This is a genomic window from Burkholderia sp. BCC1985 (genome assembly GCF_905339915.1).
In the GTDB taxonomy this organism is placed as follows: domain Bacteria; phylum Pseudomonadota; class Gammaproteobacteria; order Burkholderiales; family Burkholderiaceae; genus Burkholderia.
Genome location: NZ_CAJPGY010000002.1, coordinates 247,534 through 273,259, shown reverse-complemented (window position 1 = coordinate 273,259; position 25,726 = coordinate 247,534). Strand labels below are relative to the sequence as shown.

General features: G+C 68.9%; 26 protein-coding genes. 14 read left to right on the top strand and 12 right to left on the bottom strand.

The window, feature by feature from the left end; all coding sequences use genetic code 11:
* Positions 1–20 precede the first annotated feature (20 nt).
* Positions 21–1,412 (bottom strand): CoA transferase, encoded by a 1,392-nt coding sequence (locus U4Z31_RS03230; RefSeq protein ID WP_321809404.1) that lies wholly within the window; start codon positions 1,410–1,412, stop codon positions 21–23.
* A 139-nt stretch (positions 1,413–1,551) separates the two neighbouring features.
* Here U4Z31_RS03230 and U4Z31_RS03225 point away from each other — a divergent pair, with 139 nt between their 5' ends.
* Entirely contained in the window at positions 1,552–2,784 is a 1,233-nt protein-coding gene (locus U4Z31_RS03225; protein ID WP_321809403.1) for a citrate/2-methylcitrate synthase, read from the top strand.
* Here U4Z31_RS03225 and U4Z31_RS03220 read toward each other — a convergent pair.
* Positions 2,757–3,080: a DUF2917 domain-containing protein gene (locus U4Z31_RS03220; protein ID WP_321809402.1), complete on the bottom strand. Its 324-nt coding sequence runs from the start codon at positions 3,078–3,080 to the stop codon at positions 2,757–2,759. The two genes, U4Z31_RS03225 and U4Z31_RS03220, sit on opposite strands and share 28 nt — an antisense overlap.
* A gap of 191 nt (positions 3,081–3,271) precedes the next feature.
* Here U4Z31_RS03220 and mdtD point away from each other — a divergent pair, with 191 nt between their 5' ends.
* A complete protein-coding gene (gene mdtD / locus U4Z31_RS03215; RefSeq protein ID WP_044845573.1) occupies positions 3,272–4,711 on the top strand; it encodes a multidrug transporter subunit MdtD in 1,440 nt (479 codons plus the stop codon).
* A 180-nt stretch (positions 4,712–4,891) separates the two neighbouring features.
* A complete protein-coding gene (locus U4Z31_RS03210; protein WP_044845572.1) occupies positions 4,892–6,166 on the top strand; it encodes an EAL domain-containing protein in 1,275 nt (424 codons plus the stop codon).
* A gap of 16 nt (positions 6,167–6,182) precedes the next feature.
* On the opposite strand, the gene U4Z31_RS03205 is transcribed toward U4Z31_RS03210, so the two are convergent.
* Complete coding sequence (locus tag U4Z31_RS03205; protein WP_321809401.1) at positions 6,183–6,797, bottom strand: class I SAM-dependent methyltransferase; 615 nt, start codon at positions 6,795–6,797, stop codon at positions 6,183–6,185.
* 231 nt (positions 6,798–7,028) lie between these two features.
* On the bottom strand, positions 7,029–7,553 hold the full coding sequence (locus U4Z31_RS03200; RefSeq protein ID WP_044848582.1) for a DUF962 domain-containing protein: 525 nt from the start codon (positions 7,551–7,553) through the stop codon (positions 7,029–7,031).
* An 81-nt stretch (positions 7,554–7,634) separates the two neighbouring features.
* On the opposite strand from U4Z31_RS03200, the gene U4Z31_RS03195 reads away from it, so the two are divergent.
* Both U4Z31_RS03195 and chrA read left to right on the top strand, forming a co-directional pair.
* Entirely contained in the window at positions 7,635–8,342 is a 708-nt protein-coding gene (locus tag U4Z31_RS03195; protein ID WP_124486977.1) for a Crp/Fnr family transcriptional regulator, read from the top strand.
* A gap of 141 nt (positions 8,343–8,483) precedes the next feature.
* Complete coding sequence (gene chrA, locus U4Z31_RS03190; RefSeq protein ID WP_321809400.1) at positions 8,484–9,695, top strand: chromate efflux transporter; 1,212 nt, start codon at positions 8,484–8,486, stop codon at positions 9,693–9,695.
* Positions 9,696–9,805: 110 nt separating this feature from the next.
* On the opposite strand, the gene sodB is transcribed toward chrA, so the two are convergent.
* A complete protein-coding gene (gene sodB, locus U4Z31_RS03185; protein ID WP_321809399.1) occupies positions 9,806–10,384 on the bottom strand; it encodes a superoxide dismutase [Fe] in 579 nt (192 codons plus the stop codon).
* 241 nt (positions 10,385–10,625) lie between these two features.
* Entirely contained in the window at positions 10,626–12,008 is a 1,383-nt protein-coding gene (gene xseA / locus U4Z31_RS03180; protein ID WP_321809398.1) for an exodeoxyribonuclease VII large subunit, read from the bottom strand.
* Between the two features lie 450 nt (positions 12,009–12,458).
* Here xseA and lpxK point away from each other — a divergent pair, with 450 nt between their 5' ends.
* From lpxK to adk, 4 genes are all read left to right on the top strand, one after another.
* Positions 12,459–13,487, top strand: coding sequence for a tetraacyldisaccharide 4'-kinase (lpxK, locus tag U4Z31_RS03175; protein WP_124486973.1), 1,029 nt, complete (start codon positions 12,459–12,461; stop codon positions 13,485–13,487).
* Complete coding sequence (locus tag U4Z31_RS03170; protein ID WP_124660841.1) at positions 13,468–13,671, top strand: Trm112 family protein; 204 nt, start codon at positions 13,468–13,470, stop codon at positions 13,669–13,671. The genes lpxK and U4Z31_RS03170 overlap by 20 nt, the downstream gene beginning before the upstream one ends.
* Before the next feature lie 116 nt (positions 13,672–13,787).
* Entirely contained in the window at positions 13,788–14,579 is a 792-nt protein-coding gene (gene kdsB / locus U4Z31_RS03165) for a 3-deoxy-manno-octulosonate cytidylyltransferase (RefSeq protein ID WP_044848576.1), read from the top strand.
* 208 nt (positions 14,580–14,787) lie between these two features.
* Positions 14,788–15,450 (top strand): adenylate kinase, encoded by a 663-nt coding sequence (adk, locus tag U4Z31_RS03160; protein WP_044848575.1) that lies wholly within the window; start codon positions 14,788–14,790, stop codon positions 15,448–15,450.
* Between the two features lie 134 nt (positions 15,451–15,584).
* Here the strand turns inward: adk and U4Z31_RS03155 are convergent, their stop codons facing one another.
* Complete coding sequence (locus U4Z31_RS03155) at positions 15,585–16,436, bottom strand: LysR substrate-binding domain-containing protein (RefSeq protein WP_044848574.1); 852 nt, start codon at positions 16,434–16,436, stop codon at positions 15,585–15,587.
* Between the two features lie 113 nt (positions 16,437–16,549).
* Here U4Z31_RS03155 and U4Z31_RS03150 point away from each other — a divergent pair, with 113 nt between their 5' ends.
* Together U4Z31_RS03150 and U4Z31_RS03145 are read left to right on the top strand one after the other, a co-directional pair.
* The gene (locus U4Z31_RS03150) at positions 16,550–17,206 is read left to right on the top strand and encodes an FMN-dependent NADH-azoreductase (protein WP_124666029.1); all 657 of its coding nucleotides are present in this window, start codon (positions 16,550–16,552) and stop codon (positions 17,204–17,206) included.
* Positions 17,207–17,443: 237 nt separating this feature from the next.
* Complete coding sequence (locus U4Z31_RS03145; protein WP_321809397.1) at positions 17,444–18,202, top strand: SDR family NAD(P)-dependent oxidoreductase; 759 nt, start codon at positions 17,444–17,446, stop codon at positions 18,200–18,202.
* Positions 18,203–18,282: 80 nt separating this feature from the next.
* Here the strand turns inward: U4Z31_RS03145 and U4Z31_RS03140 are convergent, their stop codons facing one another.
* Both U4Z31_RS03140 and murJ read right to left on the bottom strand, forming a co-directional pair.
* Positions 18,283–19,125 carry a SirB1 family protein gene (locus tag U4Z31_RS03140; protein WP_044848584.1) on the bottom strand — a complete coding sequence of 281 codons (843 nt, stop codon included), beginning with the start codon at positions 19,123–19,125 and terminating at the stop codon, positions 18,283–18,285.
* 8 nt (positions 19,126–19,133) lie between these two features.
* A complete protein-coding gene (murJ, locus tag U4Z31_RS03135; RefSeq protein WP_044848571.1) occupies positions 19,134–20,684 on the bottom strand; it encodes a murein biosynthesis integral membrane protein MurJ in 1,551 nt (516 codons plus the stop codon).
* A 304-nt stretch (positions 20,685–20,988) separates the two neighbouring features.
* On the opposite strand from murJ, the gene rpsT reads away from it, so the two are divergent.
* A complete protein-coding gene (gene rpsT / locus U4Z31_RS03130) occupies positions 20,989–21,261 on the top strand; it encodes a 30S ribosomal protein S20 (RefSeq protein ID WP_006482211.1) in 273 nt (90 codons plus the stop codon).
* Positions 21,262–21,408: 147 nt separating this feature from the next.
* Here the strand turns inward: rpsT and U4Z31_RS03125 are convergent, their stop codons facing one another.
* Positions 21,409–21,729 carry a DUF3579 domain-containing protein gene (locus U4Z31_RS03125; RefSeq protein ID WP_044848570.1) on the bottom strand — a complete coding sequence of 107 codons (321 nt, stop codon included), beginning with the start codon at positions 21,727–21,729 and terminating at the stop codon, positions 21,409–21,411.
* A gap of 415 nt (positions 21,730–22,144) precedes the next feature.
* Here U4Z31_RS03125 and argF point away from each other — a divergent pair, with 415 nt between their 5' ends.
* Positions 22,145–23,074 carry an ornithine carbamoyltransferase gene (gene argF / locus U4Z31_RS03120; RefSeq protein WP_124486968.1) on the top strand — a complete coding sequence of 310 codons (930 nt, stop codon included), beginning with the start codon at positions 22,145–22,147 and terminating at the stop codon, positions 23,072–23,074.
* Positions 23,075–23,214: 140 nt separating this feature from the next.
* Here argF and murB read toward each other — a convergent pair whose 3' ends face one another.
* Complete coding sequence (murB, locus tag U4Z31_RS03115) at positions 23,215–24,264, bottom strand: UDP-N-acetylmuramate dehydrogenase (RefSeq protein ID WP_321809396.1); 1,050 nt, start codon at positions 24,262–24,264, stop codon at positions 23,215–23,217.
* A gap of 136 nt (positions 24,265–24,400) precedes the next feature.
* Between murB and U4Z31_RS03110 the strand changes: the two genes are divergently transcribed.
* Positions 24,401–24,886 carry a YajQ family cyclic di-GMP-binding protein gene (locus U4Z31_RS03110; RefSeq protein ID WP_014896235.1) on the top strand — a complete coding sequence of 162 codons (486 nt, stop codon included), beginning with the start codon at positions 24,401–24,403 and terminating at the stop codon, positions 24,884–24,886.
* Between the two features lie 105 nt (positions 24,887–24,991).
* On the opposite strand, the gene plsY is transcribed toward U4Z31_RS03110, so the two are convergent.
* Positions 24,992–25,630 carry a glycerol-3-phosphate 1-O-acyltransferase PlsY gene (gene plsY / locus U4Z31_RS03105; RefSeq protein WP_044848567.1) on the bottom strand — a complete coding sequence of 213 codons (639 nt, stop codon included), beginning with the start codon at positions 25,628–25,630 and terminating at the stop codon, positions 24,992–24,994.
* Between the last annotated feature and the right edge of the window lie 96 nt (positions 25,631–25,726).

Here is a 25,726-nt window from a genome sequence, read left to right as displayed (position 1 = left end):
GCGTACGGCGCCGCCGGCGCTCACAGCCAGCATGCTTCGTCCGTGCCGAGCGGCACGGGCGGCCGCGTGAAGCGCGGCGGTGTCGCCGACAGGCGTTCGGCCGGACGCACGGCATCGATCGTGCCGAACGGCGACGCGCTCCGGTCGATCCGGTCGCGCACGTCGTCGAACGTGAAATCCGGCGCCCGCAGGCCGTCCGGCACCGTGCCGAACGATTGCAGCCAGCGCCCCGTCTGCGCGAGCGAGAGCCGCACGTGCCAGCTCCCTCCTTCCGTCGCACGGCGCGCGAGCGCGATCATCGCGCCGAACGCCGCGAGATAACCCGTCGCATGATCGAGCGCCTGGCATGGCAGATGGCGCGGGCCGTCCGCGTGCGCGGCGTGCTGCTCGTGCCACGCGATACCGCTCGCCGACTGCACGAGACTGTCGAAGCCACGCCGCATCGACCACGGCCCCGCGTGCCCGTATGCGGACACCGACACGCAGACGATGCCGGGCCGCAGCTCCGCCAGCGCCTGCGGCGAAAACCCGCGCGCCGCGAGCGCGCCGGGGCGATAGGCCTGCAGGAATACGTCGGCGTCGCGTGCGAGCGCGCGCAACGCGGCGACACCGCCCGCCTCGCGCAGGTCGATCCACGTCGAGCGCTTGCCGCGCCCGTTGTCGATCACGAGCGACGCGATGTTCGGCAGGTGCGGGCCGTTGACGAGCAGCGTCTGTGCACCGTGCGATGCCAGCGTGCGGCCCGCGACCGGCCCCGCGATGATGCGCGTGAGATCGAGCACGCGCACGCCCGCGAGCGGCTGGTCGGGCGCGCCGCGGCCGATCGCCTCGACGGGCGCGTCACCGATCCGCTCGATCTCGAACAGCGGCAGCGACGCGAGTGCCCGTGCCTGGTCGTGCGCCGCCCATTCGTCAGGGGTTCTGATCAATGCCGCGCACAGGCCGGCCTCGGCGAGCGCGGTATCGAGTGCCGCGCCGTCCCACGTGCGGATCGCCGCGGCCACGTCATCGCGCTGCGGGCCGCTGCCGAGCACGTCGAGAATCCCGTGCAGGTGATGCGGAAAGTTCGCATGCAGCTGGATCCAGCGCCCGTCGCGCGTGTCGTAGAAGCCCGTCACCGGATGGCGCGGCTCGGGCGGCAGGCCGTCGTCCACGCGCAGGTAGCGTTCGCTGCGAAACGCGACGAGCGCGTCGCGCATCGACACGTCGACGCGCTGCGCGACGCCCGTGCGCAGCCGGTGGCATTCGGCCGCCGCGAGCCCGGCCGCCGCGATCGTCGCCGCGGCGAGCGTGCCGACGTGGAATGCCGACGGCAGCGTCGGGTCCTGCCCCGCCACGGCCGCGCGGGCCAGTGCGCGCGGTTCGCCGTGCGCCAGTTGCCACAAGTGGGTCAATGCGAGTTCGGGGGTCATGGTGGAAGCGCGCCGTTGAGGAGACGCATTCGAGTCTAGAATTCGCGACAGGCGCGATCAATCTTGATTGCGCGAATCAACGCATAACGAATAGTTGTAGCCGGGCCGCGCTTCATGCGCCCCGACAGGAGCGATCGGCATGACGTCCCTCAGCGCGCCGGAAGCCGCCGGCATCCTCGGTGTCAGCGTGAGCACCCTTTACGCGTATGTGAGCCGCGGCCTGCTGCGCTCGCTGCCCGACGGCGCGAGCAAGCGCCGCCGCTACGACGCGGACGAGGTGCGCCTGCTCGCGCGCCGCCGCGCCGATGCAAAACGCGCGGGCGGCGTCGCCGAACGCTCGCTCGACTGGGGCGTGCCCGTGCTCGAATCGCGGATCACGCAGATCGCCGACGGGCGCCTGCACTATCGCGGCGCCGATGCGATCGCGCTCGCGAACGACGCGACGCTAGAGGAAACGGCGGCCCGCCTGTGGGATTGTCCGCCCGCACGGCTCGCTGCGGCAGCGCTTGCATCGACCGGTTTCGACACCGCGCAGTGGGAAGACTGGGCCCGCCGCTGGGCCCATCTCGCGCCGCTCGAGCGCACGCTGGTGCTGCTCCCCGCCGCGGCCGCCTCGCTGCCGCGCCTGTGGGCGCAGGGGCGCGACGCGCAGTTCGACGCGGCCACGCTGCTGCTGCGCGTGACGACGGCCGCGCTGGCCGGCATCGCACCGGGCGACGCGCCCGTGCATCGACAGCTCGCCGCCGCGTGGCGGATCCGGCGGCGCGATGAAGCCGACCTGCTGCGCCGCGCACTCGTGCTGTGCGCCGATCATGAACTGAACCCGTCGACCTTTGCGGTGCGCTGCATCGCGTCGACCGGCACCCACCTGTTCGGTGCGATCGCGGGCGGGCTCGCAGCGCTGTCGGGCCCGCGCCACGGCGGCGAGACGTTCCGCGCGGGCGCGCTGCTCGACGAAGCCGCGCGGGCCGCCGATCTCGACCGCTACCTCGCGCTGCGCGTCGCGCACGACGAACGGGCGGACGGCGCACGCACGGCGCTGTCCGGTTTCGCGCATCCGCTCTATCCCGACGGCGATCCGCGCGCACACGCGTTGCTCGACGCACTGCACGCGACGCTGCCCGCCCGGGCGCCGCTGCGCATGGCCCGCGCGCTCGCCGCGCGCGTCGAGGCGGCGACCGGCCTGCGGCCGTCGATCGATTTCGCGCTCGCGGTGCTGGAGCGCACGCTTGCGCTGCCCGACGGCGCCGCGTTCACGCTGTTCGCGGCCGGCCGCACCGCCGGCTGGATCGCGCACGCGCTCGAACAGTACGCTAGCGGCAAGCTCATCCGGCCCCGCGCGCGCTACGTCGGCAGCGACGCGGCGGCCTGAGCGCGGCCGCCGCGCCATGCGGCGAACCGCCGCCATGCGCTCGGCGCAGCCTGCACGGCCGGCGCCGCCTGCGGGCCGAACGCGAACACCGCGCCGCCCGCCGCCGCGCTGATCCAAACGCGCATGCCGGGCAGCAGCGCGAGCGTCTCACCGGCATGCAACCAGTGATCGTCGGGCCGGCCCTCGATCGTCACCCACAGACCGCCGTCCGCGACCTGCAACGCGGTGCGATCGACAATCCGCCACCGCCCGGCCGGTTCGTTGCCGTCCATCTCGTAGAGTCGCAGTTCGCGCATGGCCGCCTCCGGGTCGTGTGGGTTCGATGACGCCAGTATTTCGGACAGTGGCGAAACACGGACAGATACGCCTGCAGACACTTTCGACTGAACTGTATCGGTCCGCCGCCGGACAGGCGTCCGGACCGATCCTGCGTGGCACGGCGGCTTTGCCTACAATGGCGGCTGTCCCGCGCCACCGGTCCGTCCCCATGTTCCAACGCCCGCCCGCCGCCGCTCCCGGCGAAAAGAACCTCACCATAATGCTCTGGCTCGTTGCGACGGGCTTCTTCATGCAGACGCTCGATGCGACGATCGTCAACACGGCGCTGCCGTCGATGGCAGTGAGTCTCGGCGAATCGCCGCTGCGGATGCAGTCGGTCGTGATCGCCTACTCGCTGACGATGGCGGTGATGATTCCCGTCTCGGGCTGGCTCGCGGACACGTTCGGCACGCGGCGCGTGTTCTTCAGCGCGATCCTGGTGTTCTCGCTCGGTTCGCTGCTGTGCGCGAACGCGCATACGCTGTCGCAGCTCGTCGTGTTCCGCGTCGTGCAGGGGGTGGGCGGCGCGATGCTGCTGCCGGTCGGGCGGCTGGCCGTGCTGCGCACTTTCCCGGCCGAACGCTACCTGCCAGCACTGTCGTTCGTCGCGGTTCCCGGGCTGATCGGGCCGCTGATCGGGCCGACGCTCGGCGGCTGGCTCGTGAAGATCGCGTCGTGGCACTGGATCTTCCTGATCAACGTGCCGGTGGGCGTCGCCGGCTGCGTCGCGACCTTCTACTCGATGCCCGACGCGCGCAACCCGGCCGTCGGCCGCTTCGACCTGAAGGGCTATCTGCTGCTGACGATCGGGATGGTCGCGATCTCGCTGTCGCTCGACGGGCTCGCCGATCTCGGGATGCAGCACGCGGCCGTGCTCGTGCTGCTGATCCTGAGCCTCGCGTGCTTCGTCGCGTACGGGCTGTACGCGGTGCGCGCGCCGCAGCCGATCTTCTCGCTCGAGCTGTTCAAGATCCATACGTTCAGCGTCGGCCTGCTCGGCAACCTGTTCGCGCGGATCGGCAGCGGCGCGATGCCGTACCTGATCCCGCTGCTGCTGCAGGTGAGCCTGGGCTATTCGGCATTCGAGGCCGGGCTGATGATGCTGCCGGTCGCGGCGGCCGGGATGTTCTCGAAACGGATCATCACGCGCCTGATCACGCAGCACGGCTACCGCAAGGTGCTGCTCGCGAACACGATCATGGTCGGGGTGATGATGGCGAGCTTCGCGCTGATGCGCGACACGGTGCCGGTGTGGGTGAAGGTCGTCCATCTCGCGCTGTTCGGCGGCTTCAACTCGATGCAGTTCACCGCGATGAACACGCTGACGCTGAAGGATCTCGGCACCGGCGGCGCAAGCAGCGGCAACAGCCTGTTCTCGCTCGTGCAGATGCTGTCGATGAGCCTCGGCGTCACGGTCGCGGGCGCGCTGCTGGCCACCTTCACCGGGATGCTGCGCACGGTGACGCCGAGCAACACGCTGCCCGCGTTCCATGCGACCTTCATCTGTGTCGGGATCATCACGGCCGCGTCCGCGTGGATCTTCGCGCAACTCGCGCCCGACATCCGCGGCGGCACGCAGCACAAGACCGATCCGTCCGAACGCGCGTGACGCACGGCGCGCGCCGCCGCAATCGCCACGGCGGCGCGCCGTGCACCATGTCGGTGCAGCACGGCTGCACCGCCCGCGCCCTGCCGGCCGCGACGGCCCGCCGCACGGGGCACGATGCCGTGCATGCTTCTTGCTCGCCTATTCTGTAGGTAAACTGGCAGTCTTCCTTCGGCCGACATCATGAGCATGATCGACATCGATCCACCCGGCTTCCAGCCGCCCCGCCCCGTCGCCGGCGACGACGGGAAGCGGCGCACCGTGCTGTACGGCGCATACACCGTGTTCAGCGTGTTCCAGCCCGTTTTCTCGGTGTCGCACCGCCGCGCGATCGGCTATCACGCGTCGCTGCGCGCGCACGACGAGGACAGCCGCCAGGTCGCGTCGCACGAGGTGTTCACGCAGGCGGCGCGGCGCGGCGACCTGCTCGAGCTCGGCCGGCTCGCCGAATCGCTGCATCTCGGCAACTTCCACGCGTTCGACAGTCACGACGAATGGCTCTTCCTGAGCCTGCACCCGGCGGCGCTGATGGACACCGTCTACGGCGACGCGCTGCTCGCGAACCTGAAGGCGCTCGGCCTGCCGCCGCATCGCGTGGTGCTCGAGGTGCCCGAGCAGGCGGGCGGCGAGACGCCGCGCTATGCGGCGATCGTCGACGGGCTGCGCAAGGCCGGCTTCCTGATCGCGCTCGGCGGCTTCGGCGCGAAACATTCGAACATCGACCGCGTGTGGCACCTGCACCCCGACATCGTCACGCTCGACCGCGGGATCCTCGCGCAGGCGAGCGAACACTCGCATCTCGAGCGCGTACTGCCCGGGCTCGTGTCGCTGCTGCACGAATCCGGCCAGCTCGTGCTGATGGGCGGGCTCTCGACCGAGCGCGACGCGATGATCGCGCTCGAATGCGACGTCGATTTCGTGCAGGGGCAGTACTTCGCGGGGCCGAGCGTCGACCCCGTGCAACCGCAGGCCGCCGCAGGCTGCATGGATACGCTGTCGGCCGCGTTGCGGCTGCGCGTCGCGCAACGCGAGCGCACGCAGGCCGAACGCCTCGCGCCGTATGTCGCCGCGCTGGAGGAAGCCAGCCGGAAGCTCGTCGCGGGCGAATCGCTGATCGACGCGGCCGGCGCCGTGCTCGGGTTGCCGGAAACCGCGCGCTGCTTCCTGCTCGATGCATCGGGCCGCCAGATCGGCGACAACGTGCTCGCGCGCGGCAGCGTCTCGCAGCGGGCGAAGCGCTTCCGGCCGCTGCTGCATTCGGAAGGCGCGAGCTGGGAGCGCCGCCCCTACTTCATCCACGCGATGCGCGCGCCCGGCCGCGTGCATCTGACGCCGCCGTACCTGTCGATCAACGAAGCGCACCTGTGCGTGACCGCATCGATCGCCGCGCCGGCCGCGACCGGCATGCAGGTGCTGTGCGTCGACATCAACTGGGAAGCGGCACTCAGCCGCGAATGAGTTCGCGCGGCCGCGCTCACGCGGCGCCGTCGAGGGCGTTGGCGCGGCGCGCGATCAGCCGGTGCACGCGCTTGCCGGACGACGCGCTGACCACTTCGTGCTCGTCGATCACGTGCATGCCGGCGCCGAGCGCCGCATGCATGCGCGCCGAATCGAGCGGCGTATACAAGCGGCCGCGCTCGTCGCGCAGCGCGCCGTTGCCGGCCACCCGCCAGCTCAGGTACAACGTGCCGCCGGGCATCAGCAACCCGGCCAGCCGCGCGGCCGCCGCTGCGGCATCCGCCTGTTCGAGATGCATGACGACCGTCTCGCACAACACGTTTCGAAACGCGCCGGCCGGCACGCCGGCGAGCGCCGGCAGCGCAGCCAGCTCGAAGGTCAGCGACGGATGGCGCAAGCGCGCCTCGGCAAGCAGCGCGGCGCTCGCATCGTAGCCGCGCACGTCGAATCCGCGCGAAGCGAGCCACGCGGTGTCGCGTCCCGCACCGCAGCCGACGTCGGCCGTCGGCCCGGGCGAGAAATATTGCTCGAGCAGCGCATACATGTCGTCGGGGGCGGCCTGGTCGAGCCAGTCCTGCGCGTATTGCGCGGCATGGGCTTCGTAGGCATCGAGAGTCGGGCGATCCACCATGGCGATTGCTCCGCGTACGCGTCCTGTCGTGCGACGCACCCCGCATCTTAGCCGTTGCGCGTCGCGCGTGGGATGGCGGGCGACGCGCGGCCCCGCGCCGCTCGCAGGTCGCCGGCGCGGTCAGTTCGGCCCACGGCGCATCGCCGCGCCAGGGCCGGCCGCGACGCCGCCGCGAACCGGCCGCCGAGGGCGCAGCCGACCGCGTCCGCGCCGAACCCGCAGGGCGACGCGTCAGACATGCGAATGCGCGCCGCCGTGCACGGGCCCCGCGCGCCGCTCGACCTCGCGGCGCACGTCGCCGCGCAGGCCCGCGAAAAACGCGACTTCGGCGACGACGAACAGCGGCCCGACCATCAGCCCGACCAGATCGTCGACGAACGCGGGCTTGCGCCCCTCGAACCAGTGCCCGACGAACTGTACGATCCAGCCGACCACGAACGCGCCGATGCCGATCCCGAGCCATTGCGCGGTCGGCAGCAGCGCGAGCGTCTGCGCGGCCCACAGGCCGAGGGCGAACAGCGCAGTCATGACCGCCCCGAAGCGCAGGTCGAGGCGCAGGTAGAACACCGCGAACGCCACCGCGAGCAGCAGCGCCGGCGACAGCGCGACACCGGCCAGCGTGCCGAGCGCCGGCCGCGACAGCAGCACCTCGACCGCGAACACGATCATCGGAATGCCGACCAGATGCGTCGCGATGTTGCGCGCGTCGCGATGGTAGGCCGCATACTGGGAAAGGTGGTCTTCGAGCGTCTTCATGGTGTCTCCTGAACGATCATTGGGCGCTATGATGCGCGTCACGCCCAGGAACCTCTGTCAGCTACCCGACATCGCGTGCCCATGCCCTCGCCGCTCGCCCCGTACCTGCCGCAGATCGAAGCGCACCCGTGGTTCGCCGCGCTGCCGCCGGCGTTGCGCGACGACCTGCTCGCCCGCGCCGCGTTGCGGCACCTGCCGGCCGGCCACGCGCTGTTCCGCCGCGGCGACCCGCCATGCGGGCTGTATGCGGTGCTGGCCGGCGCCCTCACCATAGGCGCGGTCGATCCGCAGGGCAAGGAAGCGCTGCTGACGGTCGCCGAACCCGTCACGTGGTTCGGCGAGATCGCGCTGTTCGACGGCCAGCCGCGCACGCACGACGCGATCGCGCTCGACGACACGCTCCTGCTGCACGTCCCACAGCGCGCGCTGCTCGCGATTCTCGACACGACGCCGCAATACTGGCGGCAGTTCGCGCTGCTGATGGCGCAAAAGCTCCGGCTGAGCTTCCTGACCGTCGAATCGATGAGCGTGATGCCGGCCGCGCAGCGGCTTGCCGCACGGCTGCTGATGATCGCCGACGGCTACGGCGGGATCAGCGCCGGCCGCACGCGCATCCGGCTGTCGCAGGAAAAGCTCGCGGCGATGCTGTCGCTCACACGGCAGACCACCAACCAGCTGCTGAAGGCGCTGCAGGCCGACGGCGTCGTGCGGCTGCATGTCGGCGAGATCGAACTCGTCGACGTCGATGCGCTGCGCCGGGCGAGCGGGCTGCCTGACGGCACTCACTGACGGCACGCACTGACGACGCGCCGCCTCCGTCCTGACGCGCCCGTCGTGACGCCATCGAGCGATCGCCGCAACGCCGCATTCCCGCCGTCATCGCTTCGCGCTATCGTGGCGGCTCGTTCGTCCTTCTCCCCGCATACGCGCTTGAACACGTCCACCCTTACCGCCCCTTCCCGCCACGCGTGGCCTGTCTTCGTCGCGTTCCTGCGGCTCGGCCTCACGTCGTTCGGCGGGCCCGTCGCGCATCTCGGCTACTTCCGCGACGCGTTCGTCACGCGGCGCGGCTGGCTGACCGAACGCGCGTATGCCGATCTCGTCGGCCTGTGCCAGTTCCTGCCGGGGCCGGCGAGCAGCCAGGTCGGGATGGCGATCGGCCTGTCGCGCGCGGGTTATGCGGGAATGTTCGCCGCATGGCTCGGCTTCACGCTGCCGTCGGCGCTGCTGATGATGCTGTTCGCGCTCGGCATGCACGCTGCGGGCATGCCGGTCGCGGCCGGCGCGCTGCACGGGTTGCGGATCGTGTCGGTCGCGGTGATCGCGCAGGCGGTGTGGGGCATGGCGCGCACGCTGTGCCCGGATGCGCGCCGCGCCACGCTGATGGCGGTCGCGGCCTGCCTCGCGCTGCTCGTGCCGGCCCCATGGCTGCAGGTGGCCGTGATCGTCGCGGCCGGCGCGGCCGGGCTCGTACTGTTGCCGCAGCCCGAGCGCGGCGCGCACGATCCGCTGCCGCTGCACGTGTCGCATCGCGCGGGTGCGCTGTGGCTCGTGCTGTTCGCCGCATTGCTCGTCGCGTTGCCGTTCGCGGCGGGCGCGCTGCATTCGCACCCCGTCGCGGTGGCCGACGCATTCTTTCGCACCGGCGCGCTGGTGTTCGGCGGCGGGCACGTCGTGCTGCCGCTGCTGCAGGCAGCCGTCGTCGCGCCGGGCTGGGTCGGCGATTCGGCGTTCCTCGCCGGCTACGGTTTCGCGCAGGCCGTGCCGGGGCCGCTCTTCACGTTCTCGGCGTTCCTCGGTGCGTCGCTGCGCGACGCGCCGAACGGCTGGCTCGGCGGGACGATCGCGCTCGTGTCGATCTTCGCGCCGTCGTTCCTGCTCGTCGCGGGCACCGCGCCGTTCTGGGAACGCCTGCGCCGCAGCACACGCATGCAGGCCGCGCTCGCGGGCGTGAACGCGGCGGTGGTCGGGCTGCTGCTCGCCGCGCTGTATCACCCGGTGTGGAGCGAGACGATCGTGTCGCCGCGCGACTTCGCGGCGGCGCTCGTCGCGTTCGTCGCACTCGTGTTCTGGCGGGTGCCGCCGTGGGCCGTCGTGATCGCGAGCGCGGCGCTCGGCTGGTTGGCGACGACGCTCGCGTGATCCGACAAGTGCCACGCATCGATTCCCGCCCGACAAAAACAAAAAAGCCCTCGTGACGAGGGCTTTTCTTCGGGTGCCGCGCGCCGCAACGGCGCGCAGTACGCATGGACTTACGCGAAGTTCTTCGCTGCGAAGTCCCAGTTCACGATGTTCCAGAACGCTTCGACGAACTTCGGACGTGCGTTGCGGTAGTCGATGTAGTACGCGTGTTCCCACACGTCGATCGTCAGCAGCGGCTTGTCGGCCGTCGTCAGCGGCGTGGCGGCGTTGCTCGTCGACACGATGTCGAGCGAACCGTCGGCCTTCTTCACGAGCCATGCCCAGCCCGAACCGAACGTGCCGACCGCGGCCTTCGAGAACGCTTCCTTGAACGCGTCGTACGAACCCCACTTCGCGTTGATCGCGTCGCCCAGCGCGCCCGACGGTGCGCCGCCGCCGTTCGGCGACAGGCTGTTCCAGAAGAACGTGTGGTTCCAGATTTGCGCGGCGTTGTTGAAGATGCCGCCCGACGACTTCTTCACAATCTCTTCCAGCGACAGGCTTTCGAATTCCGTGCCCGGGATCAGATTGTTCAGGTTCGTCACATAAGCCTGATGATGCTTGCCGTAGTGGTACTCGATCGTCTCTTTCGAGATGGTCGGCGCGAGTGCGTCTTCAGCGTACGGGAGCGGCGGGAGCGTATGAGCCATGGCGATTCCTTCGTTGAGTATGTAGGGAGGCTGTGTTGAATGCTGCCGAGCGTCCGATTGTAGGCGAGTCCGAATATCCCCGCAAACTCACGGGCATTTATCCGCGGTATGCAGAAAATCGGCGTTCCCGCTTCATCCGGCAGGACGAGAAGACGGATGCGCAGCATCCGTTCCCGCGCCGGGCGCCGGACCCATCCGGAGCGCCGGACGCGCGACCTTCGTTCCGCTTACGCCGCCGTCGTCAGATCGTATCGGTCAGCCGCGGCTGCACGTCGGCGAGCGATACGTCGGCCGAGCCTTCGGCGAGATGCACGGTCAGGCGGCGCTGCGGTTTCAGCGCGTTCGGCGCGCGCACCGCGCGGCCGGTCTGCGTGTCGATCAGCGCCGCGTAGCCGCGCTCGAGCGTGCGCTGCGGGCTCAGCACCTCGAGCCGCGCCGCGCAGGCCGACACGCGCGCGGTATCGCGCTCGTGACGGCGCTGCAGCGCCACCGCGAGACGTTGCGACAGCCCGGCGAGTGCCTGACGCGCCTGCGCCGGGTCGGGCCGCGCGCGCTGCCAGCGCAATTGCGCGAGCGCGAAACGCGCACGCGCGTCGCGCACCGGCCGCGACGCGGCCGAGGCGAGCCGCACCGCCAGTTGCTCGACGTGGGTGCGCTGCCGCTGCAGCCGCTCGGCCGGGCTGACGAGCCGGCGCGCGAGCCAGTCGAGCTGCTGCGCGCGCTGCTCGAGCCCGCGTTCCAGGCAGCGCGCAAGCGCGCGCTGCCGGTCGGCCACCTCGCGCAACAGCAACGCGCGCTGCCGACTGGCGAGCTCGGCCGCGCCGGTCGGCGTCGGCGCGCGCAGGTCGGCCGCGAAGTCCGCGATCGTGAAATCGGTTTCGTGGCCGACGCCGCTGACGACCGGCAGTTCGCTCGCCGCGATCGCACGCGCGAGCGCTTCGTCGTTGAACGACCACAGATCCTCGATCGACCCGCCGCCGCGACAGACCAGCAGCACGTCGACCTCGCGCCGCGCGTTCGCCGCCTGCACGGCCGCGACGAGCTTCTCGGCCGAGCCCGCACCCTGCACGGGCGCCGGATAGACGATCACCGGGATGTGCGGCGCGCGGCGCGCGAGCGTGGTCAGCACGTCGCGCAGCGCGGCGGCCTGCAGCGACGTGACGATGCCGATCGCGCGCGGGTGCGCCGGCAGCGGCCGCTTGCGCTCGGGCGCGAACAGGCCTTCGGCCTCGAGCTGCGCCTTCAGCCGCAGGAACGCCTCGTACAGGCGCCCCTGGCCCGTCCGCCGCACGGCCTCGACGTTGAGCTGCACTTCGCCGCGCGGCTCGTACATCGTGACGACCGCGCGCACCTCGATCCGGTCGCCTTCGCGCGGCGTGAATTCCGCGTACTGCGCGCGACCGCGGAACATCACGCAGCGCATCTGCGCCTGCTGGTCCTTGATCGAGAAATACCAGTGGCCGCTCGCGGCGCGCGTGAAATTCGACACTTCGCCCGAAATCCACAGCAGCGGAAACGAGCGCTCGAGCATCGTCGAAATCGCGCGATTGAGCGCCGAAACGGGAATCACTTCGTCGCCGCCGCGGGTCGCGCCGGGAGCGGAAAAAGGAGAGTCGGAAAGCATGGGCGGTCGGATGAATGCTGGCGGCGACACGATAGTCCGACACGCGCGCGGCGTCCAGCGCCGGCCGCCCGCGCTGCACCATTTGGAAGGTGTCCACACTCTGGCAATCGTCCATCAAAAACGCTTCAAAACCGCGGAAAAACCCAGACGATTCCTCACAACGCATTGATTTTTATAGTTTTTTAAACCTTGCGGTTTGATTTGCCGCCGATTCGATGTCCGCCCGGCGGGCGTTTCACGCGGACAGGCCGGGAGTTTTTCACAGAGTTATCCACAGCCCGTTCCGTTCCGGCCCCATCGGGTGCGTCGCCCGGCCGCGCTTGCCGCGCCCGCGTGCGGCGCGCTAGAGTGCCGCCTTCCGAACCCCTAGCGGCATGCGCCGCCCCACGGAGAATCCGTCTTGACGAATCCGTCCCACGCCGCGGCGCACGACGCGCCGCGCCCGGCCCGATGAGCGCGCCCGGCGGCCCGCTCGCGCGGCTCGAAGCGCGCCTCACGCGCGAATGGCAGCGACGCGGCGCCCTCGCGTGGGCGCTCACGCCGTTCGCGTGCGTGTTCGGCCTGTGCGCGGCGCTGCGCCGCACGGCCTACGCGCAGGGCTGGAAGCAACCGGTCGACGTCGGCGTGCCCGTCGTCGTGGTCGGCAACGTGACCGTCGGCGGCACCGGCAAGACGCCGACCGTGATCGCGCTCGTCGACGCGCTGCGCGCGGCCGGCTTCACGCCGGGCGTCGTGTCGCGCGGCTACGGCGCGAACGTGAAGGCGCCCACCGCGGTCACGCCCGCGTCGCGCGCGAGCGCGGCCGGCGACGAACCGCTGCTGATCGCGCGCCGCACCGGCGCGCCCGTGTGGGTGTGCCCCGACCGCGTCGCGGCCGCGCAGGCGCTGCGCGCCGCGCACCCGGACGTCGACGTGATCGTCAGCGACGACGGCCTCCAGCACTACCGCCTCGCGCGCACGGTCGAGCTCGTCGTGTTCGACCACCGGCTCGGCGGCAACGGCTTCTTGCTGCCGGCCGGCCCGCTGCGCGAGCCGCTGTCGCGCCACCGCGACGCAACGCTCGTCAACGATCCGTACAGCGGCGCGCTGCCGCCGTGGCCCGACACCTATGCGCTCGCGCTCACGCCGGGCGCCGCGTGGCACCTCGACCAGCCGGCGCTGCGCCGCCCGCTGTCGCAGTTCGCGCACGAGCGCGTGCTCGCCGCGGCCGGCATCGGCGCGCCGGAACGCTTCTTCGCGACGCTGCGTGCGGCCGGCCTCGCGCCGGCGACGCGCGCGCTGCCCGACCATTACGCGTTCGCCGACAATCCGTTCGTCGACGATGCGGTCGATGCGATCCTGATCACCGAGAAGGATGCAGTAAAATTGGGCGCTTCCTGGCGCGACGCTCGGCTGTGGGTCGTCCCCGTCGAAGCCGCGCTCGATCCTCGCCTCATTGCCCTCGTTGTGGAGAAACTCCGTGGACGCTCGCCTGCTTGAAATCCTTGTGTGCCCTATCTGCAAAGGCCCGCTCCACTATGACCGCGCCGCGCAGGAGCTGATCTGCAACGCGGACAAGCTCGCGTACCCGATTCGCGACGGCATCCCCGTGATGCTCGTCGACGAAGCACGCCAGACCGTCGAAGGCACGCCGGTCGACCCCGCCGGCCCGGCCGGCAACTAAACGCCGCACCGCTGCACCGGCGCCCGGCCGCGCTTCTTCGCGGCCGCGTGCCGGCCCTGCCGGGCGGCCCGCCTTCGACGCGCCGCCCGCCCCGCTCTTCTCACCGCTCAGCCCCGATGACTCATCCGCAGCCCTTCATCGCCGTCATTCCTGCCCGGCTCGCGTCGACGCGCCTGCCGAACAAGCCGCTCGCCGATCTCGGCGGCAAGCCGATGGTCGTGCGCGTCGCCGAGCGCGCGCGCGAAGCGGGCGCGCAGCAGGTGCTCGTCGCGTCCGACGCGCAGAGCGTGCTCGACGCGGCCCGCGAGCACGGTTTCGAAGCGGTGCTGACGCGTGCCGACCATCCGTCCGGCACCGACCGGCTCGCGGAAGTCGCCGCGACGTTCGGGTGGAGCGACGACACCGTCGTCGTCAACGTGCAGGGCGACGAGCCGCTGATCGACCCGGCGCTCGTCCGCGACGTAGCGTCGCACCTCGCCGCGCACCCGGACTGCGCGATCGCGACCGCCGCGCACCCGATCCACGACGCGGCCGACGTGTTCAATCCGAACATCGTGAAGGTCGCGCTCGACGCGCGCAACGTCGCGATGTACTTCTCGCGCGCGCCGATTCCGTGGAGCCGCGATGCGTACCAGCCGCACTGGCCCGACGTCGCGGCCATGCCCGCACCGGCCTTTCCGGTCTATCGCCACATCGGACTCTACGCCTATCGCGCGCGTTTCCTGCGCACCTATCCGTCGCTCGCGCAGGCGCCGATCGAGCAGGCCGAGCAGCTCGAACAGCTGCGCGCGATGTGGCACGGCGAGCGCATCGCGGTGCTGATCACCGAGCATGCACCCGAAGCCGGCATCGATACGCCGGCCGATCTCGCACGCGTGCAGGCCCTTTTTCGGCCGGGTTCAAAATAACCCGTGGCATAATCAGGCGATTGTGCGAGCCGTCCGCGACCCGCGCGTCCTAGCTTGACCCCGCCACGGCCCGTCCCGGCAGCCGCGCGTCGCCTTTCGCCGACGCGCCGCATCAGACCGGTCCGCCGCGCGCAAGGCAAGCCCCGCGCACGCTGTCGCCGACGCTTTTGCGTCTCGCCACACGAATCTACATACCGGAGATATCACCATGCGTTTGATCCTGTTGGGTGCGCCCGGCGCGGGCAAGGGTACCCAGGCAAACTTCATCAAGGAAAAGTTCGGCATCCCGCAAATCTCGACGGGCGACATGCTGCGCGCGGCCGTCAAGGCCGGCTCGCCGCTCGGCGTCGAGGCGAAGGGCTACATGGACGCCGGCAAGCTCGTGCCGGACGCGCTGATCATCGGCCTCGTGAAGGAGCGCCTGAAGGAAGCCGACTGCGCGAACGGCTACCTGTTCGACGGCTTCCCGCGCACGATCGCGCAGGCTGACGCGATGAAGGAAGCCGGCGTCGCGATCGACTACGTGCTCGAAATCGACGTCCCGTTCTCGGAGATCGTCGAGCGCATGAGCGGCCGCCGCACGCACCCGGCATCGGGCCGCACGTACCACGTGAAGTTCAACCCGCCGAAGGTCGAGGGCAAGGACGACGTGACGGGCGAACCGCTGATCCAGCGCGACGACGACAAGGAAGAAACCGTCCTGAAGCGTCTCGAAGTGTACGAAGCGCAGACCAAGCCGCTGATCACGTACTACGGCGACTGGGCGCAGCGCGGCGAGGAAAACGGCCTGAAGGCCCCGCAGTATCGCAAGATCTCGGGCCTCGGCAGCGTGGACGAAATCCGCGAGCGTGCGTTCGACGCACTGAAGTAAGCACCGCGTCGTGCACCGCAAGCCGCCCTTTCGGGGCGGCTTTTTTTTGGTTCATCGTGGAATTTCGTGAACCGGCGACGATGCATGTGCCTCTGGCCGCGCAAATCCCAACGCTGTCGCCGCGATGAACGTGGTCACCCGTTGTGCGCGAATGCCAGCACGATCGCGTTGCCCAGTTCATCGACAACCCTGGCCGACGCGCCCGGCGCCGCGAACATCGTGAACTCGACATCGGGCAGGGCCGGCAGGCCGGCATCCGGCGGAATCGCACGCAAGCCGTGCGCAAGTTGTGTGTGCACGATCGGCGTCACCGCAAGGCCCGCGTGCGCGGCGGCGCACAGGCCGGCGCCGCTCGGGCACACGAGCACGATCCGGTAATCCACGCCCGCTCGGGCCAGTGCTGCCAGCGAGGCCTCGCGATACGGGCAGGGTTCCGGCAGCAGCGCAATCGGCACCGGTACGCCAGGCGTGAGCGACGCCCAATCCGCACCGGCCCACACGAGCGGCTCGCGCCAGAGCACGCGTCCGGCGGGCCCGCCGTGGCAGCGCCCGCCCATCACCACATCCAGTTCACCGTGATCCAGCGCCTGGAGCAGATCGCCCGGGATACCCACTCTGATGCTGAATGCGATGCGCGGGTACCGCCCGGCAAACGCCTTCATCACATGCATCAGCCTGACGTTGGCGAGGTCTTCCGACAGACCCACGCGGATCGTGCCCGCGCTCGGTTCGCGCAGCAGTTGCGCCCGCGCGTCCTGATTGAGCGCGAGGATGGCACGCGCGTAACCCAGCAGCAGCTCGCCGTCCACCGTGAGCGCGACCGAGCGCGTGGTGCGCACGAGCAGGTCACGGCCGACCTGTTTTTCTAGGCGGCGCAGATGCGCGCTGACCGCGGACTGCGTCAGATTCAGCCGGGCCGCGGCATGCGTGAACCCGCCTTCCTGGACGACGGCCACGAAGGAGCGCAGCAAAACGGTATCGAACATGAGATGTCCCGCAATACAGTGCGAATGCTACTGAGTAGCGTGATGATACTTCGTTTATATTTCGAATCGAACTATGTTCTGATGAGGGCCGTCAACCCGTCAGGAGTCGTTCCATGTCGACCTTGCTTCATATCGAATCGTCCCCGCGCAAGTCGCGGTCCGCATCACTCGACGTTGCGCACGCGTATCTGGAAGCCTGGCGCGACGCGCATCCGGTGCATCGGGTCGACGTGCTCGATCTGTGGGCGACGCAATTGCCGGAGCTCGACGGCGATGCGCTCGATGCCAAATACGCGGACTTGAGCGGCACGCCGCTCAGCGAAGGCCAGCAGCAAGCGTGGGCGGATTTCCGCCAGCTGGCGCAGCGGATGCACGACGCGGATACGCTGCTGTTCTCCGTGCCGCTGTGGAATTTTTCCATCCCGTACAAGCTCAAGCATTTCATCGACGCCGTGTCCCACCGCGGCCTCCTCTTCTCATTCGACGAGCGTGGGTTGGCGGGATTGCTGAACGGCAAGAAAGCCGTCGTGATCTATGCGAGAGGCCTCGACTATTCAAGGCAATCGAGCACGCCCGCCGAGTCGTTCGACTATCAGCGGCCGTTTCTTGAGGCGTGGCTGCGCTTCATCGGTATCACCGACATCGAATCGATCGTCGTCGAGAAAACGCTGTTTGGACCCGAAATCGATCACGCGGGCAGGGAGGCTGCGCGCGAACAGGCAGTGACGCTGGTACACGCGGCTTCAGCATCAGCTTCGGTTGACGGCTGAACTGGCCAACGGCTGGAGACCGCCGAGCGCCGACGGTCTTCCACGTGTTCGCCGGTAATCTTCGATGAACCTTTTTTCCGCCTGCGCCATCCGTTTCGTCCGACCTCGCACGACCGCGCCGGTCTCGCCGGCATCCGGCGGCGCCCCGTACAATCGATCGAATACGTGCGCCGCATGAACCGGCGCGGCGGCCGTGCCTCCGATCGACCGGCATCGGACCCAACCAAGGAGACAGTGATGGAGATTCGCGACAACGTCTTTCTGATCACGGGCGGCGCATCGGGCCTCGGCGCCGGTACGGCCCGCATGCTCGCTCAGGCCGGCGGCAAGGTCGTGCTCGCCGACCTCAACGAAGCAGCCGGCGCGGCGCTCGCGGGCGACCTCGGCGGCGTATTCGTGCGCTGCGACGTATCGAGCGAGGCCGATGCGCAGGCGGCCGTCGACGCCGCGACGCGCGCGGGCACGCTGCGCGGCCTCGTGAATTGCGCGGGCATCGCGCCCGCCGCGAAAACCGTCGGCAAGGACGGCGCGCATCCGCTCGACGTGTTCGCGAAGACGATCAACGTCAACTTGGTCGGCACCTTCAACATGATCCGGCTCGCGGCCGCCGCGATGGCCGCGACCGCGACGAACGCCGGCGGCGAACGCGGTGTGATCGTCAGCACCGCGTCGGTCGCCGCGTACGACGGGCAGATCGGCCAGGCCGCGTATGCGGCGTCGAAGGCCGGTGTCGCGGGCATGACGCTGCCGATCGCGCGCGACCTGTCGCGCCACGGCATCCGCGTGATGACGATCGCGCCCGGGCTGTTCGAGACGCCGATGCTGCTCGGCATGCCGAAGGACGTGCAGGACGCGCTCGGCGCGATGGTGCCGTTCCCGCCGCGGCTCGGCAAACCGGACGAATACGCGATGCTGGTGCGCCAGATCGTCGAGAATCCGATGCTCAACGGCGAAGTGATCCGCCTCGACGGCGCGATCCGGATGCAGCCGAAGTAAGTGCAAGCAAGCAGCTGCAAAAAAAAACGCCCGCGATGCGGGCGTGTCGACGTTCGGGGCGCCGGTGAGACTGCAACGGCTCAGTCCTCGCCGTCGCGCTGCATCCGCTGCCGCAACTCGGTCACCTGCGACTCGACGACGGTCGCGTCCTCCGCATCGGGCCGCTCGCCGAGATACTGCTCGAGATCCTCGAGCGCGGGGCGCAGGTAGTCGAGCCGCGCATACGCGAAGCCGCGGTCGCGCACTTCGTCGAGCTGTTCCGGCAGCAGGATCACAAGCCGCTGCTGGACCGCGAGCAGCCGCTGCCAGCGTTCCGTCTGCAGATAGATCGTCTTCAGGTTGCGCAGCATCCGCGCGATGATCTCGCGGCTCGTGGCCGGCTGCAGCAGCGCGCGCAACGCGCTGTCGACCGCGCCCGCCGCACGCGCGACGTAGGGCTCGAGCATCTCGACCATCTCGGCCTCGGACAGCGAATGGCCGTTGGTCGGATCGATGATCAGGTCGCCGTCCGGCAGCGTCACGCGCAGCAGGAAGTGGCCGGGGAACGACACGCCGCGCGCCGGCACGCCGATCTGCTCGGCGAGCTCCAGGTACAGCACCGACAGCGAGATCGGAATCCCGCGCCGCCGCTTCAGCACCGCGTTCAGGTGGCTGTTATCGGGGTCGTAGTAATCGTTGTGATTGCATGCGAAGCCGAGTTCGCGGAAGAAGAACTCGTTGAGCGCGGCGACGCGGTCCTTCAGGTCCGCATCGTCGGCGAGCCGGCGGCTCAGCCGCGCGGCCAGGATGTCGAGTTCGGCCAGCGTACCCTGCAGGTCGAGGTCGGGATACGCGTCCTGCGCAAGCGACAGCGCGGTTTCCGTGACGGGCAGACTGTCGTCGTCCGCCACGAGCGTGCTGAAGTAGTCGAGGACGCGGGTCATTGCGGTCGTCACTTGGCGCGCCTTCTGAAGTAAGCGTATTTGAAGCCCATCACCCACAACATACCGAAATATAGTGCAGCGAACAGCACGAGGCACGCGGCCATCAGTGCAATGCGATCGAGCGGCTGCGCACGCATGCCGGCCCAGTCGAAGTTGATCGCGCACCAGTGCATCAGGCCGGCGAGCACGAGCGCCGCGCCGATCAGCTGCACGAAGAAGCGCAGCCAGCCGGGCGACGGCTGGTAGATGCCGCGCTTGCGCAGCCCGAGGAACAGCAGCAGCGAGTTCAGGCAGGCACCGACGCCGATGCTCAGCGTGAGGCCCGCATGGCCGATCAGCGGCACGAACACGTAGTTCGAGATCTGCGTGACGATCAGCACGCCGATCGCGATCTTCACCGGCGTCTTGATGTCCTGCTTCGCGTAGAAGCCCGGCGCGAGGATCTTGATCAGGATGATGCCGACGAGACCGATCCCGTAGGTCGCGAGCGCGCGCGCGACCATCGTGACCGTATGCGCGTCGAACTTGCCGTAGTTGAACAGCGTCGCGGTGAGCGGCGTCGCGAAGAAGAACAGCGCGAGCGCGCTCGGCGCCGCGAGCAGGAACGTGACGCGCAGCCCCCAGTCGAGCAGCGCCGAATATTCATGCGAATCGGCGTCGACGTGCGCCTTCGACAGGCTCGGCAACAGGATCGTGCCGAGCGCGACGCCGAGCAGCGCGGTCGGGAACTCCATCAGGCGGTCGGCGTAGTTGATCCACGAGACCGCGCCCTGCCCGAGCCGCGACGCGATGTTGGTGTTGATGATCAGCGACAGCTGCGCGACCGACACCGCGAACGTCGCGGGCACCATCTTGGCGAGCACCCGCTTCACGCCGGGATGACGCAGCGCGCGCACCGGGTTGAGGCCGATCAGCGGCACCATGTCGATCTTCTTCAGCCCCGGCAGCTGCACGATGAACTGCAGTACGCCGCCCACGATGACGGCCCACGCGAGCGCGTAGACCGGCACCTTCAGGTGCGGCGCGACGAACACGGCCGCGGCGATGAACGCGACGTTGAGCAGCACCGGCGCGAACGCCGGCAGCGAGAAGCTCTTGTAGGTATTGAGCACGCCTGACGCGAGCGTCGTCAGCGAGATGAACACGATGTACGGGAACATGATCCGCGTCATCGTGACCGCGAGCGGGAACGCCTGCCCGTCGGTATGCAGGCCGGACGCGACCGCGAACACGACCCACGACGCGCCGGCGATCCCGACGACCGACAGCACGGCGAGCGCCCACGCGAGCACGGTCGACATCGCGTCGACGAGCGCCTTGGTCGCATCGTGCCCCTGCTGGTTCTTGAACTCGGCCAGGATCGGCACGAACGCCTGCGAGAACGCGCCTTCGGCAGACAGGCGGCGCAGCAGGTTCGGAATGCGGAAAGCGACGTAGAACGCGTCGGTGTATTGACTGGCGCCGAACGCACGGGCGATCAGCGTCTCGCGGGCCAGTCCGGTCACGCGCGACAGCAGCGTGAAGCCGCTGACCGTCAGCAGGGCTCGGAATAGATTCATGGGGCACTTATTATACGGACGTTGCGTGGCCCGGCACGGACGGATGGCGAAAAGGGCGCGCGTCGCCGGCGCCCCCGTCCGGCCGACGTCACGTTGACCTTGCCACCCGCTTGATTTTGTTGCTATAATCGCCGGTTTCTGAGCCTGTTACATGCACGGCGCCTGTCGTTTTCATGTCTCGGCCTCGGTTAAAATCACCGTTTTTTATGCGCCCCTGGGCAATCGCTCTCAGGGGACGGATCGAAAAGCAGCGCTTGGCCGTCAGGCTCCAAGCTCTGGAAACAGGACAGGATAAGGAACCGTCATGGCTAACTCCGCACAAGCACGCAAGCGCGCCCGCCAAGCCGCGAAGGCAAATTCGCACAACTCGGCGCTGCGCTCGAAATTCCGTACCGCGATCAAGTCGGTTCGCAAGGCTGTTGAAGCCGGCGACCAGGCAAAGGCTGCCGAGCTGTTCAAGGCTGCCGTGAAGACGATCGACACGATCGCCGACAAGAAGATCGTTCACAAGAACAAGGCCGCTCGCAGCAAGAGCCGCCTCGCCGCAGCCGTCAAGGGTCTGCAGGCAGCAGCGTAAATCCGGCGTGCCCGCTTCGGCGGGCGCTCCTGTTTCCTGCGATCGCAAAAAAGCCCGCCTAGGCGGGCTTTTTTGCTGTGCGTCGCCCGCACATCGCGCCGGGCGACCGCCAGGCAGGGGCGCGGCACCCGCCCTCGCCCGTCGAACTCACTTCTTCTCGTGGTAGTCCGGCAGCTCGCACGCTTCGGTGACGACGAGGTTGTTGTCCTTCGCGAAATTCAGCACGAAATCGAACGCCATCGGCTCGACGTCGCGCAGCCGGGAATCGAGGATCACGCATTTGAGGTCGCCGAGCATCGTCGGGCGCACGTACAGCGAATATTTCAGGCGCGCGTTCGGCCCGCTCGCACCGGGCCCGAAGCAGGCCATCACGCCGGCCAGACGCTCCGACCAGTCGCTCGGGCGAAACTTTTTCCCGTCTTTCGTAATGCCCTGGATGAAGAATTCGGTCGGAGGGGTTTCAGCCATGTGGTTACCCAAGTGACGGCCCGGCGATGTCCAGGCGACAGCGCCCGGATACGCGAACACAAAGCTCGAGCGGACAGCGGCACTCGCGCTCCGATATCCCGAAAAAACAGGCTGTCGAGGCGTGCCGCCGACGCGCCGCACCGGATTTGTGCAGCGCATGGCTTGTGTCCAGCAGAGCGCGAAGAGGCTTGCCTGCCGGGCTGGAGAAAACTTTTGGATTATACCGCAGCGCGGCATCGCGCGTCGTCTCGCCGCCCCTCTTCCGGCGCCTTCCAGCGTGCGCCACGATCCCAACCCGGTTTTCGTCGCGGCTCGTCAAAGCACAGAAAATCCATTATGCTGCTTTGAGTTATCCACACCCGACGGCGGCGCCGTCCGGCCGCGCGGCCGGTTCAGACCCGCCGTATTTCGTTTCATGACCGCCAAAACCATTCGTCACTACCTGCAGTTCAAGGATTTCTCGCTGGAAGACTACGAGTACGTGCTCGAACGCACGGGTATCCTGAAGCGCAAGTTCAAGAACTACGAGACCTATCACCCGCTGCACGACCGCACGCTCGCGATGATCTTCGAGAAGAGCTCGACGCGCACGCGCCTGTCGTTCGAAGCCGGCATCTTCCAGCTCGGCGGCCACGCGGTGTTCATGAGCACGCGCGACACGCAGCTCGGCCGCGGCGAGCCGGTCGAGGATTCCGCGCAGGTCATCTCGCGGATGGTCGACATCATCATGATCCGCACGTTCGAGCAGGACGTGATCACGCGCTTCGCGGAAAACTCCCGCGTGCCGGTGATCAACGGCCTGACCAACGAATACCACCCGTGCCAGGTGCTCGCCGACATCTTCACGTACTACGAGCACCGCGGCCCGATCGCCGGCAAGACGGTCGCGTGGGTCGGCGATGCGAACAACATGCTGTACACGTGGATCGAAGCCGCGCAGATCCTCGGCTTCAAGCTGCGCCTGTCGACGCCGCCGGGCTATGCGCTCGACATGAAGCTGGTGGCGCCGGACAGCGCGCCGTTCTACGAGGTGTTCGACGATCCGAACGAAGCGTGCAAGGGCGCCGATCTCGTGACGACCGACGTGTGGACGAGCATGGGCTTCGAAGCCGAGAACGAAGCGCGCAAGCAGGCGTTTGCCGACTGGTGCGTCGACGAGGAAATGATGGGGCACGCGAATCCCGACGCGCTCTTCATGCACTGCCTGCCCGCGCACCGCGGCGAGGAAGTGACGGCCGGCGTGATCGACGGCCCGCAGAGCGTCGTGTGGGACGAGGCGGAAAACCGCCTGCACGTGCAGAAGGCGCTGATGGAGTTCCTGCTGCTCGGCCGCCTCAAGCACTGACCGCCGCACGCATTACGTGCGCATTACGCGCGCGTCGCCGCCATCCGCGCGGCATGCGAAAAAAAGCGCCGATCGTCGTCGATCGGCGCTTTTTTGTTGGGTCGGACGAACGCGAATGAACCGCGCGGCGCAACACCGCGTTACAGGCACACGGGCTCGGGTTCGAGCTCGACGCCGAACCGTTCGCGCACGTCGTCCTGGATCGCGCGCGCCAGCGCGAGCACGTCGGCGCCCGTCGCGCCGCCGCGATTGACCAGCACGAGCGCCTGCCGGTCGTGCACGGCCGCCGCGCCGAGCGCGCGCCCTTTCCAGCCGCAGCGGTCAATCAGCCAGCCGGCCGCGAGCTTCACCTGCCCGTCCGGCTGCGGATACGACACGACTTCGGGTGTGCGCGCGCGCAGCGCATCGAACTGCGCGACGTCGATCACCGGATTCTTGAAGAAACTGCCCGCGTTGCCGAGCACGAGCGGATCGGGCAGCTTCGCGCGGCGAATCGCGACAACGGCGTCGAACACGTCGCGCGGGGTCGCGGCGTCCGGCGCGATGCCGCGTGCGTCGAGCTCGCGCGTGACGTCCGCGTAGCCGAGCCGCGGCGTCCAGCGCTTGGGCAGCCGGAACGTCACGGCGACGATCGCGAAGCGGCCGCGCCCTTCCCGCTTGAAGAAGCTGTCGCGATAGCCGAACCCGCAGCGCGCGGCGTCGAAGCGCTCGCTGCGCCCCGTCGCGAGCTCGACGGCGACCAGCGAGTCGAAATAGGTCTTCATCTCGAGGCCGTACGCGCCGATGTTCTGGATCGGCGCGGCGCCGACGGTGCCCGGAATCAGTGCAAGGTTCTCGAGGCCCGGCATCCCGTGCTCGAGCGTCCACGCGACGAACGCGTGCCAGGTCTCGCCGCCGCCGGCCTCGACGTACCATGCGTCGTCGTCCTCGCGCACGACGCGACGGCCGGCGATCTCGTCGAGCAGCACGACGCCGTCGAAATCGCGCGTGAACACGACGTTGCTGCCGCCGCCGAGCACGAGCTGCGGCAGCGATGCGACGCGCGGGTCGCGGTGCAGCGCCTCGAACTGCGCCGCATGCGTGACGCGCGCGGCAAAGCGCGCCTTCGCGGCAATGCCGAACGTGTTGTGCGCGGCGAGCGGATGGTCGGGGAGCAGCGACAGGGCGGAATCGTCAGGAGGCATCGGCATTCGCGTTCACGTCCGCCGGGCGGGCAGACAGCCGGCCTTGGGCAAACGGAGGGGCATCGGTAAAATGGCAAACAGTCCGCAATTATAGCGAGTGCCCGCGCGCGAGCCGGGCGCCCGCATCTCAAGGGAGAATGCCATGCCATCGTTCGACGTCGTTTCCGAAGCGAACATGATCGAAGTGAAGAACGCCATCGAGCAGTCGAACAAGGAAATTTCGACGCGCTTCGACTTCAAGGGCTCCGACGCGCGCGTCGAGCAGAAGGAGCGCGAGCTGACGCTGTTCGCCGACGACGATTTCAAGCTCGGCCAGGTCAAGGACGTGCTGATCAACAAGCTCGCGAAGCGCAACGTCGACGTGCGCTTCCTCGACTACGGCAAGGTCGAGAAGATCGGCGGCGACAAGGTCAAGCAGGTCGTCACCGTGAAGAAGGGCGTGACGGGCGACCTCGCGAAGAAGATCGTCAGGCTCGTGAAAGACAGCAAGATCAAGGTGCAGGCGAGCATCCAGGGCGATGCGGTGCGCGTGGCCGGCACGAAGCGCGACGACCTGCAGAGCGTGATCGCGATGCTGCGCAAGGACGTGACCGACACCCCGCTCGACTTCAACAACTTCCGCGACTGATCGACGCGGTCGGCCGCGCCGTCAAGCGCGCCGTCGAACAGTCACGCCGCGCCGCCGGCCCCGCATGCGGGGCGCCCCGGCGGGCGGCGGCGGCAATCCCCTTCCTCAGGCCTTCCCGCCGTCCTGCGCGCCGCCGTCGGACGCCGCCTTCTTCTTGTCGCCGATCCGGCTTTCCTGCCCCGCCAGCAGCTTCGAGATATTGCCGCGGTGACGCCACACGAGCAGCACGCTCATCGCGAGCACGGCCCACGCGACCGGGTTGTGGCCGGTGCCGAACAGGAACACGTCGAACACCGGTGCGAACACGGCCGCCACCAGCGCCGCGAGCGACGAATAGCGGAAGAAGAACGCGACGATCAGCCAGGTCAGCGCGGTCGCGAGGCCGAGCACCGGGTGCACGGCGAGCAGCACGCCGGCCGCTGTCGCGACGCCCTTGCCACCCTGGAAGCGGAAGAACACCGGATAGAGGTGGCCGAGGAACACGGCGATCGCGACCCACGCGACGGCGACGTCGGACAGCCCGAAGTGCCGCGCGAGCCAGACGGCGAACCAGCCCTTGAACGCGTCGCCGACGAGCGTCAGGATCGCGGCCTTCTTGTTGCCGCTGCGCAGCACGTTGGTCGCGCCGGGATTCTTCGACCCGTACGAACGGGGATCGGCCAGGCCCATCGCGGCGCTGACGACGACGGCGAACGACACCGAACCGATCAGGTAGGCAACAAGTGCGGCGAGCAGGATCTGCATGCGGAAAACTCTTCTTTCAACGTATCGGTAAAGGGACGGCCGGGCGCGGCGGGCCGGCCCGTCGGGGCAGGCGCCGCCGCGGCGAACCGCCGGCAG

What these genes read in the sequence shown, in the direction of transcription:
- U4Z31_RS03230 (WP_321809404.1), bottom strand. Translation starts at nt 1,412, where the DNA reads ATGACCCCCGAACTCGCATTGACCCACTTGTGGCAACTGGCGCACGGC.
- U4Z31_RS03225 (WP_321809403.1), top strand. Translation starts at nt 1,552, where the DNA reads ATGACGTCCCTCAGCGCGCCGGAAGCCGCCGGCATCCTCGGTGTCAGC.
- U4Z31_RS03220 (WP_321809402.1), bottom strand. Translation starts at nt 3,080, where the DNA reads ATGCGCGAACTGCGACTCTACGAGATGGACGGCAACGAACCGGCCGGG.
- mdtD (WP_044845573.1), top strand. Translation starts at nt 3,272, where the DNA reads ATGTTCCAACGCCCGCCCGCCGCCGCTCCCGGCGAAAAGAACCTCACC.
- U4Z31_RS03210 (WP_044845572.1), top strand. Translation starts at nt 4,892, where the DNA reads ATGAGCATGATCGACATCGATCCACCCGGCTTCCAGCCGCCCCGCCCC.
- U4Z31_RS03205 (WP_321809401.1), bottom strand. Translation starts at nt 6,797, where the DNA reads ATGGTGGATCGCCCGACTCTCGATGCCTACGAAGCCCATGCCGCGCAA.
- U4Z31_RS03200 (WP_044848582.1), bottom strand. Translation starts at nt 7,553, where the DNA reads ATGAAGACGCTCGAAGACCACCTTTCCCAGTATGCGGCCTACCATCGC.
- U4Z31_RS03195 (WP_124486977.1), top strand. Translation starts at nt 7,635, where the DNA reads ATGCCCTCGCCGCTCGCCCCGTACCTGCCGCAGATCGAAGCGCACCCG.
- sodB (WP_321809399.1), bottom strand. Translation starts at nt 10,384, where the DNA reads ATGGCTCATACGCTCCCGCCGCTCCCGTACGCTGAAGACGCACTCGCG.
- xseA (WP_321809398.1), bottom strand. Translation starts at nt 12,008, where the DNA reads ATGCTTTCCGACTCTCCTTTTTCCGCTCCCGGCGCGACCCGCGGCGGC.
- lpxK (WP_124486973.1), top strand. Translation starts at nt 12,459, where the DNA reads ATGAGCGCGCCCGGCGGCCCGCTCGCGCGGCTCGAAGCGCGCCTCACG.
- kdsB (WP_044848576.1), top strand. Translation starts at nt 13,788, where the DNA reads ATGACTCATCCGCAGCCCTTCATCGCCGTCATTCCTGCCCGGCTCGCG.
- adk (WP_044848575.1), top strand. Translation starts at nt 14,788, where the DNA reads ATGCGTTTGATCCTGTTGGGTGCGCCCGGCGCGGGCAAGGGTACCCAG.
- U4Z31_RS03155 (WP_044848574.1), bottom strand. Translation starts at nt 16,436, where the DNA reads ATGTTCGATACCGTTTTGCTGCGCTCCTTCGTGGCCGTCGTCCAGGAA.
- U4Z31_RS03150 (WP_124666029.1), top strand. Translation starts at nt 16,550, where the DNA reads ATGTCGACCTTGCTTCATATCGAATCGTCCCCGCGCAAGTCGCGGTCC.
- U4Z31_RS03145 (WP_321809397.1), top strand. Translation starts at nt 17,444, where the DNA reads ATGGAGATTCGCGACAACGTCTTTCTGATCACGGGCGGCGCATCGGGC.
- U4Z31_RS03140 (WP_044848584.1), bottom strand. Translation starts at nt 19,125, where the DNA reads ATGACCCGCGTCCTCGACTACTTCAGCACGCTCGTGGCGGACGACGAC.
- murJ (WP_044848571.1), bottom strand. Translation starts at nt 20,684, where the DNA reads ATGAATCTATTCCGAGCCCTGCTGACGGTCAGCGGCTTCACGCTGCTG.
- rpsT (WP_006482211.1), top strand. Translation starts at nt 20,989, where the DNA reads ATGGCTAACTCCGCACAAGCACGCAAGCGCGCCCGCCAAGCCGCGAAG.
- U4Z31_RS03125 (WP_044848570.1), bottom strand. Translation starts at nt 21,729, where the DNA reads ATGGCTGAAACCCCTCCGACCGAATTCTTCATCCAGGGCATTACGAAA.
- argF (WP_124486968.1), top strand. Translation starts at nt 22,145, where the DNA reads ATGACCGCCAAAACCATTCGTCACTACCTGCAGTTCAAGGATTTCTCG.
- murB (WP_321809396.1), bottom strand. Translation starts at nt 24,264, where the DNA reads ATGCCGATGCCTCCTGACGATTCCGCCCTGTCGCTGCTCCCCGACCAT.
- U4Z31_RS03110 (WP_014896235.1), top strand. Translation starts at nt 24,401, where the DNA reads ATGCCATCGTTCGACGTCGTTTCCGAAGCGAACATGATCGAAGTGAAG.
- plsY (WP_044848567.1), bottom strand. Translation starts at nt 25,630, where the DNA reads ATGCAGATCCTGCTCGCCGCACTTGTTGCCTACCTGATCGGTTCGGTG.